17 protein-coding genes are annotated in these 18,028 nt (G+C 47.1%); 9 read left to right on the forward strand and 8 right to left on the reverse strand.

Translation table 11 applies throughout. The features are described from left to right. Window positions 1-88 precede the first annotated feature (88 nt). Window positions 89-1,849 carry a hybrid sensor histidine kinase/response regulator gene (locus QFZ48_RS30705; RefSeq protein WP_429065282.1) on the forward strand — a complete coding sequence of 587 codons (1,761 nt, stop codon included), beginning with the start codon at window positions 89-91 and terminating at the stop codon, window positions 1,847-1,849. On the opposite strand, the gene QFZ48_RS30710 is transcribed toward QFZ48_RS30705, so the two are convergent. Continuing rightward, entirely contained in the window at window positions 1,834-2,781 is a 948-nt protein-coding gene (locus QFZ48_RS30710) for a terpene synthase family protein (RefSeq protein ID WP_429065283.1), read from the reverse strand. The genes QFZ48_RS30705 and QFZ48_RS30710 overlap by 16 nt on opposite strands. A 390-nt stretch (window positions 2,782-3,171) precedes the next feature. On the opposite strand from QFZ48_RS30710, the gene QFZ48_RS30715 reads away from it, so the two are divergent. After that, window positions 3,172-3,630, forward strand: a complete 459-nt coding sequence (locus QFZ48_RS30715; RefSeq protein WP_429065284.1) for an SRPBCC domain-containing protein — start codon at window positions 3,172-3,174, stop codon at window positions 3,628-3,630. Window positions 3,631-3,704: 74 nt separating this feature from the next. Here QFZ48_RS30715 and fucP read toward each other — a convergent pair whose 3' ends face one another. Together fucP and QFZ48_RS30725 are read right to left on the reverse strand one after the other, a co-directional pair. Next, complete coding sequence (fucP, locus tag QFZ48_RS30720) at window positions 3,705-4,973, reverse strand: L-fucose:H+ symporter permease (protein ID WP_429065285.1); 1,269 nt, start codon at window positions 4,971-4,973, stop codon at window positions 3,705-3,707. A gap of 110 nt (window positions 4,974-5,083) precedes the next feature. Then, window positions 5,084-6,040 (reverse strand): bifunctional helix-turn-helix transcriptional regulator/GNAT family N-acetyltransferase, encoded by a 957-nt coding sequence (locus QFZ48_RS30725; protein ID WP_429046899.1) that lies wholly within the window; start codon window positions 6,038-6,040, stop codon window positions 5,084-5,086. Between the two features lie 112 nt (window positions 6,041-6,152). Here QFZ48_RS30725 and QFZ48_RS30730 point away from each other — a divergent pair, with 112 nt between their 5' ends. Next, on the forward strand, window positions 6,153-7,190 hold the full coding sequence (locus QFZ48_RS30730) for an aldo/keto reductase (protein ID WP_429046897.1): 1,038 nt from the start codon (window positions 6,153-6,155) through the stop codon (window positions 7,188-7,190). Window positions 7,191-7,299: 109 nt separating this feature from the next. On the opposite strand, the gene QFZ48_RS30735 is transcribed toward QFZ48_RS30730, so the two are convergent. Beyond that, window positions 7,300-8,226 (reverse strand): AraC family transcriptional regulator, encoded by a 927-nt coding sequence (locus tag QFZ48_RS30735; protein ID WP_429065286.1) that lies wholly within the window; start codon window positions 8,224-8,226, stop codon window positions 7,300-7,302. Window positions 8,227-8,562: 336 nt separating this feature from the next. Here QFZ48_RS30735 and QFZ48_RS30740 point away from each other — a divergent pair, with 336 nt between their 5' ends. Next, window positions 8,563-9,792, forward strand: a complete 1,230-nt coding sequence (locus tag QFZ48_RS30740; RefSeq protein ID WP_429065288.1) for a DUF255 domain-containing protein — start codon at window positions 8,563-8,565, stop codon at window positions 9,790-9,792. Window positions 9,793-10,003: 211 nt separating this feature from the next. On the opposite strand, the gene QFZ48_RS30745 is transcribed toward QFZ48_RS30740, so the two are convergent. From QFZ48_RS30745 to QFZ48_RS30760, 4 genes are all read right to left on the reverse strand, one after another. After that, window positions 10,004-10,375: a VOC family protein gene (locus QFZ48_RS30745; RefSeq protein WP_429046894.1), complete on the reverse strand. Its 372-nt coding sequence runs from the start codon at window positions 10,373-10,375 to the stop codon at window positions 10,004-10,006. An 85-nt stretch (window positions 10,376-10,460) separates the two neighbouring features. Then, window positions 10,461-11,255, reverse strand: a complete 795-nt coding sequence (locus QFZ48_RS30750) for a DUF6597 domain-containing transcriptional factor (protein ID WP_429065289.1) — start codon at window positions 11,253-11,255, stop codon at window positions 10,461-10,463. A gap of 23 nt (window positions 11,256-11,278) precedes the next feature. Beyond that, entirely contained in the window at window positions 11,279-11,788 is a 510-nt protein-coding gene (locus QFZ48_RS30755; protein ID WP_429046892.1) for a DUF1772 domain-containing protein, read from the reverse strand. 74 nt (window positions 11,789-11,862) lie between these two features. Further along, window positions 11,863-13,461: a beta-N-acetylhexosaminidase gene (locus QFZ48_RS30760; RefSeq protein WP_429065291.1), complete on the reverse strand. Its 1,599-nt coding sequence runs from the start codon at window positions 13,459-13,461 to the stop codon at window positions 11,863-11,865. A 219-nt stretch (window positions 13,462-13,680) separates the two neighbouring features. Here QFZ48_RS30760 and QFZ48_RS30765 point away from each other — a divergent pair, with 219 nt between their 5' ends. Genes QFZ48_RS30765 through QFZ48_RS30785 form a run of 5 tightly spaced genes read left to right on the forward strand, consistent with a single transcriptional unit; the run spans window position 13,681 to window position 17,946 of the window. Continuing rightward, a complete protein-coding gene (locus QFZ48_RS30765) occupies window positions 13,681-14,316 on the forward strand; it encodes an START domain-containing protein (RefSeq protein WP_429065293.1) in 636 nt (211 codons plus the stop codon). Next, window positions 14,303-15,106, forward strand: coding sequence for an SDR family NAD(P)-dependent oxidoreductase (locus QFZ48_RS30770; RefSeq protein ID WP_429065295.1), 804 nt, complete (start codon window positions 14,303-14,305; stop codon window positions 15,104-15,106). Before QFZ48_RS30765 ends, QFZ48_RS30770 begins: the two co-directional genes overlap by 14 nt. Before the next feature lie 9 nt (window positions 15,107-15,115). Then, complete coding sequence (locus QFZ48_RS30775; protein ID WP_429046888.1) at window positions 15,116-16,090, forward strand: NAD-dependent epimerase/dehydratase family protein; 975 nt, start codon at window positions 15,116-15,118, stop codon at window positions 16,088-16,090. 18 nt (window positions 16,091-16,108) lie between these two features. After that, window positions 16,109-17,185: a sensor histidine kinase gene (locus tag QFZ48_RS30780; protein WP_429046886.1), complete on the forward strand. Its 1,077-nt coding sequence runs from the start codon at window positions 16,109-16,111 to the stop codon at window positions 17,183-17,185. Next, window positions 17,182-17,946 (forward strand): LytR/AlgR family response regulator transcription factor, encoded by a 765-nt coding sequence (locus tag QFZ48_RS30785; protein WP_370911512.1) that lies wholly within the window; start codon window positions 17,182-17,184, stop codon window positions 17,944-17,946. Before QFZ48_RS30780 ends, QFZ48_RS30785 begins: the two co-directional genes overlap by 4 nt. Window positions 17,947-18,028 lie beyond the last annotated feature (82 nt).

Consider the following 18,028-nt stretch of genomic DNA (forward strand, 5'->3'; position numbering starts at 1 on the left):
ACATTCAATTAACTCATTCCGATGCATATCTGGCTAGATTTACCTTAACCCAAAGAAATCTACTGCCTAATCCTCTAAATAACTATACATGAGAACTGGTATCTATCCTACAGCTGCTACCATTACAGCCACACTCATCAAACCTGTTTTTGCCGGAACCCAGCATTTTGATAAAGCGGAAGAAAAACGTCCTGTTATTATCATCAACGCGATGGCCATTGTGTTAAGCGCGCTGGTTGTCGGGGTTGGCAGTTATTTTTATTTTCTTAAGAATTCGGTGTTCTTTTTAATCGGGATTCCGCTGGAGACGCTTAGTTTTCTGGCAGTTATCCGGTTAAACCAGGTCCGGCAATATTTTAATGCCAACTTACTCATGCTGAGTACCAATGCTATCTTTATTGCTTACTGGTCTACCGTACTGGGGTCAAGTATTTCCCTGGAGCTACTGCTGGCATTCAATACCATCATTATATTCCATTTAAGTTCTGCCTTTTTCCTGTACAAAAGAAGCGGGGCGCTGCTGGGCTGTATAGCCGCAACGGTGGTATTTGCCGCGTGGATGGTGGCCAATTCCCATTATAACTTCATCCAGCCGATACAGCTTTCGCCTGACGTATCATTAACCATGAAGTGGTCGACCACCGTGGCGCTGCTGGTATTTATATTATGCGTTATGATGTCTTATGTGGCGCAGATCAGGAGTTTGATTGCTTCTGCGCAGCAGCTCCGGGAGGCATCTGAAAGGAAAAGCATTTTTTTACGGGAGGTATTTCACGAGATCCGTACGCCGATGAATGCCATTTTTTCTATCGGCCAGTTGTTTGAATTGCGGAAGTCCAAATACTCCATGGCCGAAAGAAAGGAAATTAACCAATTGTTTGCCTCCTGTTACCTGGCCCGCAATGTCATTAATCATGTGCTGGAAATGTCGAGGATTGAATCGGGAAATTTTTATTCCGTTATGAAGGAGGCCATCAGTTTAAAAGACTGTATATCCCATTGTATAGCGGTGAATAGCTACCTGGCAGCATCCAGGGGGATAAAAATTGAGATGGCGTTTGACAGGCAGCTGGGTGAGCCCATTAACAGCGACCCTCTTTTATTAACCAAGATCCTGAATAATATCCTCTCGAATGCGGTAAAGTTTGCCAGCGGTAACTCCCTGATCCATCTAAGTTGTACGAAAGATGCGGACCAGATCATTTTTAAGGTAACCAACCAGGGGGTGGTAGATCCGGACATTGCCGGCAAAATGTTCGACAGGTTTGTATCAAAACGCGAACAGTTTGAAGGCACCGGGTTGGGCCTGTCTATTACCAAGCACCTGATCAGTCTTTTCGGCGGACAAATTGCGCTGGCCCCTATTGATCCCTCCTCTCCTTTTACCACTACCATTACCTTCAATATCCCTTATGAAACAGGCGTGGGAAAAACCAGGCAACAGCTACCTCCTAAATTTATGAATGGCTGCTTTATAGGCGGGAAAGTGGTGATCATTGAAGATGACCTGCTGAGCGCTGAATTGCTGATCAAATTCCTGAAGGAAATGGGAATAGACCCCGTGTTATGTAAGGATCATGCGTCTGTGACCGATGTTATCCATACAGAAAAGCCCAACCTGGTTATTTCTGATCTGAATATGCCGGGCTTTGATGGCAGGGACTTGTTGCAGTACATAAAAAATGATCCTGAATTAAAAGGCATCCCCGTACTGATCATTTCAGGAGATGCCTTTTTGAAAGATGAGATGTTAGCGACAGGCGCCTGCGGTTTCATAACGAAACCGGTTTTCATCAGCGACCTACATCTCGAATTAGCAAAGTATCTGCCTCATCATATATTTTCATAGCGGCCGGTATCAATCACGGCCCAGTCGTCGTAACCTCTTACGATGGTATATAAGCCCTGTATGTAGCGGTCTACCTGCTCATTAACGGCCCTGCCCCAATAGGGAAGTTGCGCACGGAGTTGTTCAAACCGGAGCAGGTGCGCTTTGTGTTCATTGATTACATATTGCACCGCTTCGTCCCTGCCCAGGTCTAGTTCTTTTTGGGCGATAAAGATCAGGTTAAACCCCGGCTTCTCCAGTTTTGCTTCACGGACAATAGAATGTAAATCATTGGAAAGGCAACCGAGCAGATTTAAGATGAGTTCTATTTCGCGGATAATACTGTGATCATATACTTCATCCGACAGGTTCAGTTTTTCAAAAATGGCTACCAATGGAAACATGATATAGAATCCTGTGTAGGGCCGTTCTTTATAATACCGGTCGATGGACGGCATGAGTCCATCTATCTGCATATCGATCTCAAAGAAACATTCATTGAGATAGTCGGTCATGTGCATGCAGTATCTGCGGTATAAGAAGGGGCTGCTGATGGCACTGAAACGATGCAGGATATCTTTCAGGGCCATACTAAGACCATTATCGTCCTCAATATATTCATCATTAAGGATAGCGATGAATATTTCCAGCTGACGTCTCATTTCCAATGCAGTTGCTGCGTCGGCAGAGCCGCGGTCGCAGCTGTCGTCTACTGTGAAGAGCCAGGACAGCAAATCTCCGGCGAGACTTACCTGGGCATAGGTGGCATCAGGGTATTCCCTGGCTGCCTGGAACCCGAAACGGGCTTTGGAGTACCAACTAAGGGGTTTAAATTTTGGGGCAATATCAAATTGCTGTACCCACTTCAAGGTATCATTCTGAACATCCTGAAAACAGGAATTAATCTTAGACTTTCCCGGGATAGTGACGCAGGAAGTTAAAGCATTTGACATAAATGTTAATTTTTAAAGTGAATAAAAGATTGATGATCTAATATTTAAGCGTAGTAATGGTTATTCAGTGCGGATACAACAACCAGTTTGCAAATATTACCATGTTCTACAGACAAAGCCCGGAATTATATTATGATGTTACCTGACGTTGAAGATTGGTCCAAAAAGCTAAATTGGACAAACTAATATTACGAAAAAAGCACCCATTTGCGTGGATTGGATTTTGGGATGAGGCCGCGGCAAAGGGGGCAATGCAGTACAAGGGAGGGAGGCGCATTACAGGCTATCTCAGCAACCGGCTACCGTAGCGGGCTGCAACGCCGCAACCCGGCCCGGATGGTCTCTTTTTTGTAACTTTATTATCCATTTCTTCACTCAAAACCGCAGCTTATGGCACCATTACAAACCAACGCAACAATACAGATCTCAAAACCCATCTCCGAAGTTTTTGATGCTGTTATTGACCCGCTGAAAATGTCCAACTATTTTATCGCCACCGGCTCAGGTCCCATGGAAGAAGGAAAGCAGGTGATCTGGAAATTCCCGGAGTTTGATACGGTTGTTCCTGTAAGTGTATTGCAGGTGAAAAAGGACGCGCTCATCTCCTTCCAGTGGGAAGGGGTCAAAGACCATCAGCTGCAGGTAGACATCCTGTTTTCCGAAAGATTTGGGCATACCACCCTGGTAAAGGTTACTGAAGGCAGTATGGAAAATAATGAAGAAGGAATTAAATGGCTGAAAGGCAATACGGAAGGCTGGGCTAATTTTCTTGCCTGTTTGAAGGCTTACCTCGAGTATAATATTAACCTGAGAAAAGGAGCGTTTGATTATATGAAAGCAGAACAATAATCGCACTTACGGGCAAAAAGAAGGGCTGCTGAATAACCAGCAGCCCGGTAATGTATAACGGTAACGGATATCCGTTACCTGAGCTTATATAATTTATATCCAAACAGAAAAATAACCACGTAGCATATGATAGGCAGGTAGTAGGCAGTAGCGATATTTGTGTCTGCAATACGCCCCATGATAAAAGGAAATATGGCGCCGCCAAACATTCCCATTACGATGAAAGAAGAAGCCTGTTGTGTTTGCGGGCCCAGGTCTTTTAAACCAAGACTGAAAATAGTAGGATACATGATGCTGAAGAAGAAGTTGATCATCAGCAAGGCGATAAAGGAGGTCCAGCCCCAGCCCTGCGCCACCAGGATACACATGAGGATGTTGCCGAGTGCGAAAGCAGCGAGCAGTTTATTGGGCGCGATGTAACGCATCAGTGCCGTGCCAACAAACCTTCCGGCCAGCATCATACCCATAAACACCGTCATAAAGTAACCCGCTTTCTGATCAGAGAAGCCCATCACTTCATGTCCGTAGTTAATGAAGAAGGCCCAGGTACCTGCCTGTGCGGCTACGTTAAAGAACTGTGCCACCACAGCGAACACAAAATGTTTCTGCTGGAATAATTTTTTGCGGACACCAGCCACGCCACCTGCATTTGAAGGGCCATCGTGCGGATCGGTGAGCGCCGGTACTTTTACCATGGCAAATGCAATAGCGATGGCTGCGATCACTGCCCCGATATAAATGTATAATTGTTTTACAGACAGCAATTCGCTGCCTGCATCGTGGCCTGCGCTGAGGAGGAAGTAGGAACCAAGCGTTGGTCCTACTATGGCGCCTACCGCATTAAACGACTGTGCAAAATTGATACGCTGATCACTGGTGCGCTGATCTCCCAAAGCAGCCATGAAAGGATGCGCCACTGTTTCCAGTGTAGCCATCCCGCAGGCCAGTACAAAAAGGGCAATGCGGAAAATACCAAACGAGGCGGCATTGGCTGCAGGCACAAAGAGAAAGGCACCCAGGGCATACAGGGTGAGCCCCAGTAACACGCCGTTTTTATATCCCATCTTTTTAATAAACAACCCTGCCGGGATGCCCATCAGCGCGTAGGCGCCGAAAATAGAAAACTGTACCAGGCCGGATTGGGATTTGGATAATCCAAGTACATTCTGGAAATGTTTATTCAGTACATCGCCCATGGTTAATGCAATCCCCCAGCACATGAACAGGGAAGTCACGAATATGAGGGTGATGACATATTTATTCTCCGTGAATTTTGCGGGTATGGACGCGGTATTTTTAGCGGTTTCTAAGGCTTCCTGTTCCAGGGAGTCAGGTGATATCATGATCAGAGTTTTTAAATTTTATTTATAACGTGGAATGATGGTTTGCGCATGCATCCGAAGCGCTAATATACATTTCCATTTTTATAAACTCCAATCCTCTGCCGGTTAAATCAGGCGGGTAATATCAGCTCCATCTGGATATTGCAACGTTCGTATGGCGTTGCCCTGCCGGCAATCTTTTTAAATCCCAGCTTATTATACAGGCTGATAGCCGGTTTCAGGATGGTGTTACTTTCGAGGTAAATGTTCCGGGCGCCGAGTGATATTGCTTTCGCAATGATAGCCTGCCCCAACAGCCACCCAATGCTTTTTCCCTGGGCTTTGGGAGATACCGCCATTTTAGCCAATTCATAATCGTAGTCCGGGTCGTCCATTTTTATTAATGCACAAACCCCTACCGGTTCATCGTTGTAAAGCGCAACGAAAATATGACCGTTCTTTTTAAGTATATTTTCTTCCGGGTGATCGAGTGATTTATGGTCTGCTGCTTCCAGTTTAAACCACCTGGAGATCCATTCTTCATTCAATGCTTTGAAAGCCGCTTTATATTTGGGCTGGTAATCCACGATCGTTACTTTACCTGCTTCTCTTTTTTTATGTGCTTCCACTACGCGGCTGAGCAGCGACTGCTGTTCCAGCAGGTACTCCCATTCTTCCATTGCTTTCCACAAGTCGTGTGTGGTTTGGGCAGAAATGGCTTCAATAGCGGTGTTCACGTCTGTAAGCTGGTCCTGTATTTTAAGGGTGATGTCCAGTCCTTTTTTAGTAAGACTAACAATATTACGCCGGCCATCTGTCTTATCTTTTTTTTCTACCACCAGTCCCTTCTTCCCCATTTCGCCGATAATTTTACTTACCGAGGGATGGGAATGGCCAATTTCTTTTGCAATGGCCGTAATTGTTTTCTCCTCTCCTACGGATAATACATAAAATACCGGGAACCACTTCGGTTGCATGTCGATGTTATACAACTGGTAAATCTTTGCGGCGTCTTCTGTGATCTTTTCTGTGAGCATACGCAGCCTGCTTCCGAGCGCTACCTTGCCTGTTTTGTTGAAGAATTCCATATTGTAATAAATTACGTAATCAGTTACGCAAATATAAGAAGTACTGCTGAAAATACAAATAAAGCCTGCGGCTTTTTCCCGATCTTTATACTTTTATAACAAAATTCATCTGATGGAATACAGACAATTAGGCGCATCCGGTTTACAGGTACCGGTGCTGAGTTTCGGTACTGCCACTTTTGGCGGCGGCAATGATTTCTTTAAAGCCTGGGGCAGCACGCTGGCAGATGAAGCTACCCGCATGGTGAATCTTTGTTTGGATGCAGGCGTAAACCTCTTCGATACTGCCGATATTTACTCCGACGGTCTTTCCGAAGAAATTCTTGGGAAAGCCATTGCCGGCAAGCGGGATCAGTTGCTGATTTCCACCAAAGCCACTTTCCCTTTCGGAAAGGGTCCCAATAACCAGGGTTCTTCGCGGTTTCATCTGCTGCGGCAGATAGAAGGAAGTTTGAAGCGGCTGCAAACAGACTATATCGATATTTATCACATGCATGGGTTCGATGGCAACACACCCGTGGAAGAAACCATGCGTACGCTGGATGATCTCGTGCAAAGCGGCAAGGTACGCTACATTGCCGCCTCCAACTTCTCCGGCTGGCATCTGATGAAATCGCAGGCCATCGCGGAGAAATACGGGTGGAACCGCTATGTGGCGCACCAGGTATATTATTCACTGGCCAACCGTGAATATGAATGGGAGCTGATGCCGCTGGGCCTGGACCAGAAAGTGGGCGCAATTGTTTGGTCGCCGCTGGCGGCAGGCAGACTGGGAGGTAAATACCGCCGTAATAGTCCGCCGCCACAGCATGGCCGCATAGCGCAGGGAGGCAGCCCTGTACCCGAGGCCGTGGTGAAGGAAGATGTCTTTTACAACATCATCGATGCGTTGGATGAAATAGCTGCCGAAACGGGCAAAACGGTGGCGCAGATCTCCCTGAACTGGCTGCTGCAACGCCCCACGGTGTCCAGTATTATTATCGGCGCCCGTAATGAAGAACAGCTGATTCAAAACCTTGGCGCCACCGGCTGGAACCTCACTACCGGCCAGCTTAAAAAGCTGGATGCCGCAAGTGACATACCTACCATTTATCCTTACTGGCATCAGCAGCAAAACCTCACATTGAATCCGCCACCTGTTTTCTATTAATACTTTTTAGCGGGGGGATCGTTTCCCCCCGCATTTTTTTATCCGCTGGCAGTACGCATAAAGCTTTCTCCTGACCAGGAGGGGAACAATATCTTTATAAAAGAAAATATCAGCGGGAGCAGATCAGCTGGTAGGTGCCGGGGGTAACTCCTTCCGCATTCCTGAAAAGCCGGATAAAGTAATTGGTATCATTAAAACCACAAAGCATACTCACCTGGCTCACGCTGTTGTTGCGGTCTGCCAGCAACTGCTTCGCCAGCTTCAGCCTTTCCCTGTTTATATATTGCAGGGGCGTAATTCCAAACTGGTCTTTAAACCATTTGAAGAAGACATTGCGGCTCAGGTAAGCCTTCCGGCAAAGCGTATCTACTGAAATATTTTCAGTAAGGTGCTCATTGATATAATGCAGCACAAAATGAAGCCTGCTGCTGTTACTGTTGGTATCCTTTTCATCTGCCACCAGCTGCAGGTGCTGGCTTTGCAGGATGCGGACCAGCAGTTCTTTTATACTGAGATCGGCGTAAATATTCCTGGAAAGATCGGTGCTGCGGCAGATGCGGACTAACTTATTGATCAGGTCTGTGAGATCTGCATCATTATTAAAGTGATACTGGTTGAATTGCAGCCGCCAGTCGTTTTTATCGGCATACTGGCTGTTATAGTATTCGTTGAGATATTGCAGGGTGCTGCGGATATAGGTTTCATCCACCGACAGCGCAATACACTGTGTCGGGTTTTCTGCAGAGGCTTCAGGGAAGTCGATCACCATGGTTTCGTTGGCTGGTACAATCACGGTTTCCCCGGGCTGGTATTCAAAGGAGGGCTGATCGAAAAGATGCATGATCTTTTTTCCCTGCACCATGCTGGTAATAACGAAATCTCCGAAAGTAAGGGGCACCCGGTAATCCTGCTGATAACTTTCAAATATATTCAGTTCACAGCTATTCAGGTTATAGACCCGCCTGTTCTCCACCAGGCGTTGTAGTTGCTTCGGATGCGTGAGGTCTATCGGCTGTACAAAATGTTTTACCGGCATGGCTAATGTTTTTAGCTACAACAAGTTAGTATAATTTAACCGAACTCAGAAAAACAGGTACGAATGTGCTAAAGATAAATACGAAATTTTGCAACTGGATGCCGAATGTTCACCATATTGGGTTTTCGTGGACGGAAACCATCTTTTTTCCCTCAAATAACATCCACCAGGTTAAGTACTAATTGCACAAAAAAGGCCGTCCCACCGGACAGCTTTTTTTGTGCAATTAGTACCGTTACACCAACTTATCCTGTTAAATTAATTGGCATCCCTCCCGGTTTTGTTCCTGAACTGCATTAAATTAGAGCCTACTAATCAAAACCAACAAACAGCATTATGAAAAAATTACTCCTCCTCGCCTTCCTGTTGCCATTGCTGGCGGCAGCGCAGGACAAAGGCATTCATTTCGAGCATGGCAGCAGCTGGGCCGATGTGCAGGCCAAAGCCAAAGCTGAAAACAAATACATCTTTATGGACTGCTTCACTACCTGGTGTGGTCCCTGCAAGTTTATGTCGGCCAATATTTTCCCGCAGGAAAAAGTAGGCAGCTTTATGAATGATAAATACATCAGCGTAAAGGTACAGATGGATCAAACGGACAAAGACAATGAAGAAGTAAAAAGCTGGTATGCTGCCGCCAAACAAATAGAAAAGGACTATGCCATCCGTGCCTATCCTACCTTCCTGGTGTTTGCACCCGACGGCCATATCGTTGACCGCCAGATAGGCGGCGCCGAAGCAGACCAGTTCATTGAAAGATGCGCTGCTTCCCTGAACCCGGCCACACAGTATTACACACAGCTGGACCTTTATAAAAAAGGAAAAAAGGATACCGCTTTCCTCCGCGAGATGGCACTGCTGGCACTGAATAAATATGACCAGGAAAATGCGTCTCTTATTTCCAAAGAATATCTTGCCAAGCAAAAAGATCTTTACACACCTGTAAACCTCCAATTCATCGCCAAATTTACCAATAGCAGTAAAGATGTAGGATTTGATATGTTCCTGCACCATGCCGATAAAGTAAATAAAGTACTGGGCGCCGGTAAGGCCGAGGAAAAAGTAATGGGCATTGTAGCACAGGAAGAAGTATACCCCGAGCTGATGAAGAAAGACGGCAGCAAACCCGACTGGGCTACCCTTGAAAGCAGCCTGACCAAAAAATATCCTGCTTTCGCGGAAGAACTGCTCCTGAAAACAAAAGTACAATACTTCAGCTACGTAAAAGATGCCGATAACGCCGTGGCTAACATTGTTGCCTATATGAAAAAATATGGCCACAAAGCAGATCCACAGGCATTGAATGAATATGCCTGGACCATCTTCGAAAAATGCAACGATATGCAATGCATAGAACAGGCGCTGGAATGGAGCAAACGCTCTTTCAAAGACAACGAAGTACCTGCATTCATGGACACTTACGCTAACCTGCTGTATAAATCCGGTAAAAAAGAAGACGCCCTCGCATGGGAAGAAAAAGCCCTGAACAAAGCCAGTGGCGACGAAAAGAAAAACTACGAGACCACGCTGGAGAAAATGAAGAAAGGCGAGAAGTATTGGGAATAGAGCGAGTTTTGTCTTTCTCACTGATTACGCTGATTATACTGATTACTTTGATTTTTACTTTTTGATTTTTTTTAGATTTTTAGATTAATAATTAAGGGAGATAAGAGCGAATATATCCGCTTCTATCTCCCTTAATCCTTTATAAAATCAAAAAGTAAAAATCAAAGTAATCAGTATAATCAGCGTAATCCTGAGTAAGACAACCTCCGCGTTAAGGGGTTGTAATCCACCATGTATTTCCAAACGGATCTCTTACGCCGCCGGACTTGCCGTAGGATTGTTGTGTTACGGGCATTACTTCTGTAGCGCCTTCGGCCAGGGCCTTTTTAAAAGTGGCGTCGGCATCTTCCACGTAAATGAACAGTCCTGCGTTGTCGGCGCCCCAATTGTCATTTGACTGGCCAAACATAATGACGCTGCCGCCGATGCTGATTTCGCCATGCATCAGCTCTTTGCTGCCTTCCCGGTAGGTCCGGTGGTTTTCTTTTGCCCCAAATACTTTGCCGGTAAAATCGAAAAAGCCTTCTGCATTTTTCAGGATCAGATAGGGCATTACCTGCTGATGTTTTTCTGGTAATTTCATAACATTTTTATTTTAAGGTTAAACGTCTCTTGCACAAAATTGCAACAGTATGCCCTGATAAAATTGGAAGAAACCGACATTCTTGTTAATCGCGCCAGTCGGTGGCCCCGGAGCGGCCGGAGAAATACTGTTTGGGATGCATGCCTGAAAATGCGCGGAAGTCGCTGATAAAATGCGACTGATCATAATACCCGCATTCCAGTGCCAGGCGTCCAAGGCTCATTACCTGCCGGTTATAAAAGGCGGTGGCCGACTGGAAACGGACAATCCGTGAAAACAATTTGGGTGATAGTCCTGCATACTGTTTGAACTGTCGCTCAAACTGCCGTTCCGACAAATAGTATGCCTGTGAAAGGGACCGTATATTCATGGAGAGCTTGTGATGAATGATATCCCTGATCGCGGCAAACACCGGTAAATCCGCCACACGGCTGGCTGCCAGCCGCTGCTCCGTAAACCGGCAAAGGATCTCACAACGCTCCCTGTTATTTTTCGCCAGCATGATTTTTTCTTCGAGGATGGTACCTTCGCCTTTCAGCAGGTACCTTAATTCGGCGGCCGTATTAGTCAGATCGGCCGCGGAAATATTAAATAGTAATGGAACAGCCTGTGGGTAAAAATATACGCCAAAAATACCGAAGCCTGTATCAACAGTATACTTCCGCAGGATGTGTGTAACGCCCTGCACACCGGCGGTAAACGATGTATCTGTATGGCCGTTATCTGCTATTTCGCCGAACAGCCCATGATAATGAAACACCAGCTCTACGCACGCATCCGCCATATTGTAATGCGTGTAACCCACCTCTCCTTCCAGCACCCAGAAGAACCGGATGACGTGCGCAAGATGAGGCGGTGGTGGAATTGTCTGGTAATGCATGATCCTAAATTTACAAAAAGCATTTAAGCTTTGAGTGATTCCCTTTTGGTGTCGCGTTGCAAACACGCCATTACCAGCAATACCAGGGCTATAATGCCTGCCAGGGTGCGCACAATGTGCCAGTTATTCCACGGCATGGCAAATGCCGTCCGCATGCTGTGCAGTTGCTCCGCCGAAGCCCCGTTTACCTGGAAGGCCGCCAGCTTGTCATTGAGCGGAATATTGGCGAGTACTGTTACCCCAAATGAGCCAACCACAAATACCACGGTCCCAGCCAGCAGGTACCAGCTGCGGCGGGTAAAAACCGGTCGGGCGCTGAGCCAGGTGGCCAGCGGCAATAACACCGGTGCGCCTAAAAAACATACCAGGAAGGCAGGGTTCACAATGGCAACGTTGATGGCCCGGGTAGCCGTTATATAAGCGGCATCCGGTAATTGCGCAAAAGCGACATTAACGGAAACAGCAAACGCATAGAACAAACCCGCTACCAGGGCCGTGGTGATAGTGGCAAGCGCCAGTACAAAATTCTTCATGATGTTCCGGGTATTTTTAATCCCATGCAATATTACCTCCCTTCCCTTTCCGGAAATAGAACAAAACCGACACATCAGTCGATATAGTTGGCGGCCGCTTTACCCGACTCCTGGTGCCTGCCCGGCTGGAAGATATCAAAGTAATAGAGATGCTCCTTTGCATATAGCGGCAGCTGCGCTTTTAAACGGGTTTTAAAGCCATTAAAGTCCTTTGCCGGGGCTGACGTCCAGGCAGTTTCCGCCAGCGCCGCAATGCGGGGAAAAAGCAGAAAATCGAGCCGGTTGTTGCTATGGATGGTTTCTGACCACAGGCAGGCCTGCACACCGAGTATGAGGGATTCATGCCCCTGTGTGGCCGGAATGGCGGCGGCCGAGAAATTATACACTGCTTCCAAGGGATTGAATTCACCATCTTTCCATCGGCGCCCGATTTTGTGGGTGCTGTCCTGTACAAAGTCGAAATAAAACGGCAGTCGCGGGCATAACACTACGGAGTATCCTTTCTGAAATGCCATGGCCAGGTTTTCCGGTTTATCATGGCGCCACCAGCATACGATGGTGCTGTCGGCAGGCAGGGACGCCGTGGCTATTTCATCCCAGGCCATTACTTTATTATGCAACTGCAAAACGGTGTCGGCCATGCGTTGAATAAAATAGTCCTCTACCTGTTTGCGGTCTTTCAGGCCGTGGGCCTGCTTTAACCGGATGATGCCGGTATCCTGGTCCCAGCCCGCATTGCCAAAGGTAACTTCGTCGCCGCCGAGGTGAATGAGCTGCGCGGGAAACAGTTGAGCCGTTTCCGTTAGTATATCCGCCAGGTACGAGTAAGTGCCTTCCCTGCCGGGGTTGAAGGTGAACTGCGGGTACTTTGCAGTACCGCCGCCGTCGAATGCAGGGTAAGCCCTGTTGGCGGCGCCGGCATGCCCCGGCATATCTATTTCCGGAATAATATCGATGCAACGCGCTTTGGCATAGGCCACTATTTCCCGGATATCGTCCTGCGTGTAATAGGCTGCCGGCGCTTTGGGGTCGGCGATGTTGCCGATACCGCCAACGGTGGTGAGCAAAGGATACTTTTTAATTTCCAGCCGCCATCCGGGCATGTCAGTCAAATGCCAGTGAAAGCGGTTCAGCTTATAAAAAGCCATCCAGTCGAGCATGGACTTCACCTTCTCTTTACCAAAAAAATACCGCGACTCATCCAGCATTACGCCGCGCCAGGCGTATTGCGGAGCATCCGCGATGTTCCAGCAAGGCACCTGTAACACTTTCCCCGGTGCCGGCGCCTGTGCAGTAAGCTGCAACAGGCTGATGATGCCATTAAACACCCCTTCCCGTGCACCTGCGGAAATAGTAGCCGCTTGCTTATTCATAGTAAGCGTATATGCATCGATGTTAGTACCGGTTATTTTTTTCAGCAGGATAACGGTACTGCCTGATTTCCTTTGCAGCGGTACTTTGATATGATAACGGCGGAGCAGTTCCTGCTGCAGCCAGGTGCCCAGTTGAACCAGGGAAGTGTCTTCCCAGCTGATAACGGATTGTGCGCTGATTTCAAATGCGCCATGACCTTTCCCTGCTTTTACCGGCAAAGGAATCACCGGGCAGATTTGCTGCGCGGCAACGGGAATAGCAGTTAATACAATGGCGATAGCCAGCAGGTATTTTTTCATGTTCAAAGCTGATTTTTAGGCGTGCCCTGTCTTAACCAGGGCGCCGGCGGACAAAATAATAAAATATCGCCAGTACTTCTCCATAAAATAATATATAAATATTTCTCCATTATTCAGATTCCCGGTTTAGTTACAGGTCAACGACTTAATCCTACAGTTCAACAGGTAATCAATGGCCAGTCCATTTACCAGTGGCATATTTGCTGTAAATGATGATGTATGCAACACCTCTCCGTTTTAGTGATCAGCAGTATGATGTTCGTCCGGTCATTATTTGGTGATACCAGTGAATTTAAGCTGGTAAAACAGGATAATGCCATTTCGTTGTATGAAAGGTGGATACCCGGCGCAGATGGTGAAAATGTAAGGGAGATCAAAGCCGTCTTCCTGGTGAAATGCGCCGTACCGGCGGTGATCGGACTTTTCAAAGACCAGGCCCATGGCCGCGAATGGAATACCAATGCCAGCGAATATCGCATCGCGGCAGCACCCGATCCCCGCCACTGGATCACTTATATTAAATATGATATTCCGTGGCCGGTCGACGACCAGGACTGCTGCCTGCTTTACCGCTACCAGGAAATTTCCAGCGACGCTGCAGAAGTGGTATTTGAAAGTATCACGGATCATCGCTTCCCTCTATACAATAAAACAACACGGATTACCGGCACGCGGGGAAAATGGATCATGGCGTCTTCGGGGGACGGGCAGCTGCGGATCACTTATATGGTCACCACCGACCGTAGCAGGAAAATTCCCCGCTGGGTATCCGATCCCATCATTCATGATAACCTGTTCAAAACAATGACAAAATTTAAAAGCCTGCTTGAAAATAAAACATATGCCAGACAATAAATACACGCTCATCACCGGCGCCAGCTCCGGTTTGGGCAAAGAATTCGCCATTCAATGCGCCAGGAAAGGCATGAACATCATTCTCATTGCCCTGCCGGGCAGCCGCCTCCAATCCATGGCGGAGAACCTGGAACTGGAATACCGCATCTGCGTAAAAGTGTTTGAATTTGACCTGTCCGACAGCGATGTACTGAAGCAGCAACTGCAGCTTATTACCCGCGACTATCCCATTAATTTCCTCATTAATAATGCGGGCATCGGCGGCACCTCTTCCATCACCCATACCTCACTGGAACGGATAGACGAAATCATGATGCTCAATGTAAGAAGCACCGTTTTACTTACCCACCTGCTGATCCCGCACCTGCTGAAACATCCGCAGAGCTATATCATGAACATTGCCAGTATGGCTGCTTTCACGCCCATTGCCTATAAAACGGTGTACCCGGCATCCAAGGCATTTATCTCGTCTTTCTTTCTTGGACTAAAAGAAGAACTGGCAGACACCAGTGTATCCGTGAGCGTAGTATACCCCGGCCCTATTATGACCAACTCGCACACGTCGCGGCGGATCATCAGCCAGGGATTGAAAGGAAAGATGGGCCTGTTGTCTACCCCCGACATTGCAGACATTGCGCTGAGAGGAACGCTTGCCGGACACCCGGTGATCATACCCGGGTGGATGAATAAGCTCAATCACATACTGATGCAGTTGCTGCCACTCTCCTTCAGGATGAGGATCGTATCCAGGGAAGTGAAAAAAGAGATCCCCTATAGTTTATCTGTCTAAAAAAAATTCATGAAAAAAGTACTGATCACCGGCGCCAACGGCTTCCTGGGTTCCAATTTAACACGGGAACTATATCGCATGGGGTTTGACATAAAAATTTTAATCCGGCCTTCGGCCGATATGAAAGGCATCGAGGACATTCCCTGTGAAATCTTTTACGGGAGTATCAGCAACAACGACGATGTACATGAAGCCGTGAAGGGCTGTGACATTGTGATCCATGCCGCCTGTATTACCGCACAATGGGGCGTTTCGTTTGCCGAATATGAACATACCAACTTTACCGCCACCAGGTATATTACCGCGGCCTGCCTCGAGCACCGGGTACAGAAATTCATTTATGTCAGCACCGCCAACACCATCGGGCCGGGCGATAAAAACAGTCCGGGTAACGAACTGAATGGCTTTACCCTGTTCAACGCCAACTCCGGCTACATCAACACCAAGTACCTCGCGCAGCAATACGTGCTTGAACAGGTGGCCAGCAGGCAACTCCCGGGCATCGTGGTAAACCCCACCTTTATGATAGGGCCGCATGATGTGAAGCCCAGCTCCGGTAAACTGATCCTGTACGGACTAAAACACCGGCTGCTGTTCTATCCGCCGGGAGGCAAAAACTTTGTGCATATCAAAGATGTATGCCGCGGTATTATCAACGCTATTGAAAAAGGCAAAACGGGCGACTGCTACCTGCTGGCCGGTCAGAACCTCAGCTATGCAGAATTCTTCCGGCTGTTGAAAAAGATTTCCGGTAAGCGGCAGCTGCTCATTCCGATACCTGCCTTTATCCTGAAAGCAGCGGGTATCATAGGTTCCCTGCCAGGCATCTCCGGCAAATTAAATTATACCACGGCTTATATGCTATGCCTGGACAATTACTATTCCGGCAAGAAATCAGAGCGGGAACTGCAACTCAGTTACACCCCCGTAGAAGCAGCTGTTACCGGCGCATTTACGTGGTTTAAGGAAAATAACTACATTTAGTACTATACAACCCATCAGATGAACTTCCAGGAAAATGAAAAATTGTTCTCCAGTAAACTATTCCTGTATCTTTCCAGGATACTGATACTGTATACCTTCAGCATCATCTTCAAATCCTTTGACCATACCTTCGTGAAAGGTTTACGGATACTGGATTACAGGGGGCAGATGTTCAGCCTGTTCTATGTAATTTTTGGTCTTATTGCCTGGGAAGGCGCCACCTGGCTGGCCCGCACCACAGAAAGAAAAACGGTGAACAAACATACTTCCGGCAAACTGGTGTTCCTGTCGGCGGTCCTCGTGGTGTACGGTATGCTGGTAGCCTTCCTGTTTGGCTTCTTCTATTCAGTGACCGACATCCTGCTATTTAACCGCTATGAAGCATGGGATAGCTTCCGGCATTTCAGCTACGACCTCAACTTCGGCACGTTTATGTTTTACCTGCTGATACTGGCATTTAACGGTATCATCTTTTACTATTCCGGCTGGAAGGAATACCAGCTGCAAACAGAAAGACTGATGCGGGAAAACATCCAGGCGAGATATGATGCGTTACGTAACCAGATAGACCCGCACTTCTTTTTTAATTCGCTCAGCGTGCTGACCAACCTGGTATATAAAAGCGCGGACCTCTCTGCTGATTATATTACACAGCTGGCAAAAACATACCGGTATATTCTTGATAAAAAATTTGAAAACCTGGTGCCGGTGCAAACAGAACTGGATTTTCTTGACGCCTATCTTTTCCTGATCCAGATCCGCCACCAGCAAAGCATACAGTTTAGCGCTGACATTCCTGACAAGATAAAGACCAAAGGCATGATTCCCCCGGTAACCCTGCAAATGCTGATTGAAAACGCCATCAAGCATAACCGGTTTTCCGCGCAGGATCCACTGCTGATCACCATTAAAAGTGACGGCCATTTCCTGGTCGTGTCCAATCACAAGCGGCCAAAAGTTCACCCGGAAATATCTTCCGGCATAGGACTCGAAAATATTCAGAAAAGATATGCGCTGATCAGCAACAGCAATATTGAAATCAGTGAAACAGCAGAGATGTTTATTGTAAAACTACCCATTATCAGTGGCTCATGAGAATCGTTATTTTTGAAGATGAAATGCATAATGCCGAGCGGCTTACCCAGTTGCTGCACAAGTGTAATGCCGCGATAGAGATCGCTGCCGTTATTACTTCCGTGGAAGAAGGCATCCGCTGGTTGGAACAACAGCAGCCGGTAGACCTGATGCTGATGGATATCCAGCTGTCCGACGGCAACTGCTTTGAAATATTCAGCAAAACAAAAGTACGCACGCCTATCATTTTCACCACCGCATATGATGGCTTTGCCTTACAGGCTTTCAAGGTAAACAGTATCGATTACCTGTTAAAACCTATTGACCTTGACGATTTAAAGAATGCACTGAAAAAATACGAGCAGTTCAGGCCAGCCAATAACTATACCGTAGACATCAGCAGGATTGCAGAAGAATTCCTGCGCCGCGACAGCGCCCGTTTTATCGGCAGGATCAACAACCAGCTGATCTATGTAAAAGCAAAAGACATTGCCTGGCTGCAGTTTGCACGGGGCGCCACCTGGGCCACCACCGTCACCAATCAGCGGGTGCCGCTGGATTACTCCCTTGACCAGATTGAACAGTTGCTGGACAAGCACCAGTTTTTTCGCATCAACCGGCAGTTTATTATCCAGATAGATGCCATTAAAAAGATCACCACTTATTACAATAGCAGGTTAATTCTTCAATTAGCGCCCGATGTTGATACTGATGTTATTATTAGCCGTGAAAGGGTTTCTGAATTCAAAAACTGGCTCGAAGGGAAGAGTGAGAGCGCGTGATTAGAGCGAATTTTGTCTTTCTCGCTGATTACGCTGATTTTGCTGATTAGTTTGATTTTTACTTTTGGATTTTTTTTAGATT

The organism is Chitinophaga sp. W2I13 (genome assembly GCF_050434005.1).
Taxonomy (GTDB): domain Bacteria; phylum Bacteroidota; class Bacteroidia; order Chitinophagales; family Chitinophagaceae; genus Chitinophaga.

Excerpts from the sequence above, each read along its gene's own strand:
- QFZ48_RS30770 (WP_429065295.1), top strand. The coding sequence starts at position 14,303 with ATGCCAGACAATAAATACACGCTCATCACCGGCGCCAGCTCCGGTTTG.
- QFZ48_RS30745 (WP_429046894.1), bottom strand. The coding sequence starts at position 10,375 with ATGAAATTACCAGAAAAACATCAGCAGGTAATGCCCTATCTGATCCTG.
- QFZ48_RS30755 (WP_429046892.1), bottom strand. The coding sequence starts at position 11,788 with ATGAAGAATTTTGTACTGGCGCTTGCCACTATCACCACGGCCCTGGTA.
- QFZ48_RS30785 (WP_370911512.1), top strand. The coding sequence starts at position 17,182 with ATGAGAATCGTTATTTTTGAAGATGAAATGCATAATGCCGAGCGGCTT.
- QFZ48_RS30775 (WP_429046888.1), top strand. The coding sequence starts at position 15,116 with ATGAAAAAAGTACTGATCACCGGCGCCAACGGCTTCCTGGGTTCCAAT.
- QFZ48_RS30780 (WP_429046886.1), top strand. The coding sequence starts at position 16,109 with ATGAACTTCCAGGAAAATGAAAAATTGTTCTCCAGTAAACTATTCCTG.
- QFZ48_RS30735 (WP_429065286.1), bottom strand. The coding sequence starts at position 8,226 with ATGCCGGTAAAACATTTTGTACAGCCGATAGACCTCACGCATCCGAAG.
- QFZ48_RS30730 (WP_429046897.1), top strand. The coding sequence starts at position 6,153 with ATGGAATACAGACAATTAGGCGCATCCGGTTTACAGGTACCGGTGCTG.
- QFZ48_RS30750 (WP_429065289.1), bottom strand. The coding sequence starts at position 11,255 with ATGCATTACCAGACAATTCCACCACCGCCTCATCTTGCGCACGTCATC.
- QFZ48_RS30765 (WP_429065293.1), top strand. The coding sequence starts at position 13,681 with ATGCAACACCTCTCCGTTTTAGTGATCAGCAGTATGATGTTCGTCCGG.
- QFZ48_RS30705 (WP_429065282.1), top strand. The coding sequence starts at position 89 with ATGAGAACTGGTATCTATCCTACAGCTGCTACCATTACAGCCACACTC.
- QFZ48_RS30715 (WP_429065284.1), top strand. The coding sequence starts at position 3,172 with ATGGCACCATTACAAACCAACGCAACAATACAGATCTCAAAACCCATC.
- QFZ48_RS30740 (WP_429065288.1), top strand. The coding sequence starts at position 8,563 with ATGAAAAAATTACTCCTCCTCGCCTTCCTGTTGCCATTGCTGGCGGCA.
- QFZ48_RS30760 (WP_429065291.1), bottom strand. The coding sequence starts at position 13,461 with ATGAAAAAATACCTGCTGGCTATCGCCATTGTATTAACTGCTATTCCC.
- QFZ48_RS30725 (WP_429046899.1), bottom strand. The coding sequence starts at position 6,040 with ATGGAATTCTTCAACAAAACAGGCAAGGTAGCGCTCGGAAGCAGGCTG.
- QFZ48_RS30710 (WP_429065283.1), bottom strand. The coding sequence starts at position 2,781 with ATGTCAAATGCTTTAACTTCCTGCGTCACTATCCCGGGAAAGTCTAAG.
- fucP (WP_429065285.1), bottom strand. The coding sequence starts at position 4,973 with ATGATATCACCTGACTCCCTGGAACAGGAAGCCTTAGAAACCGCTAAA.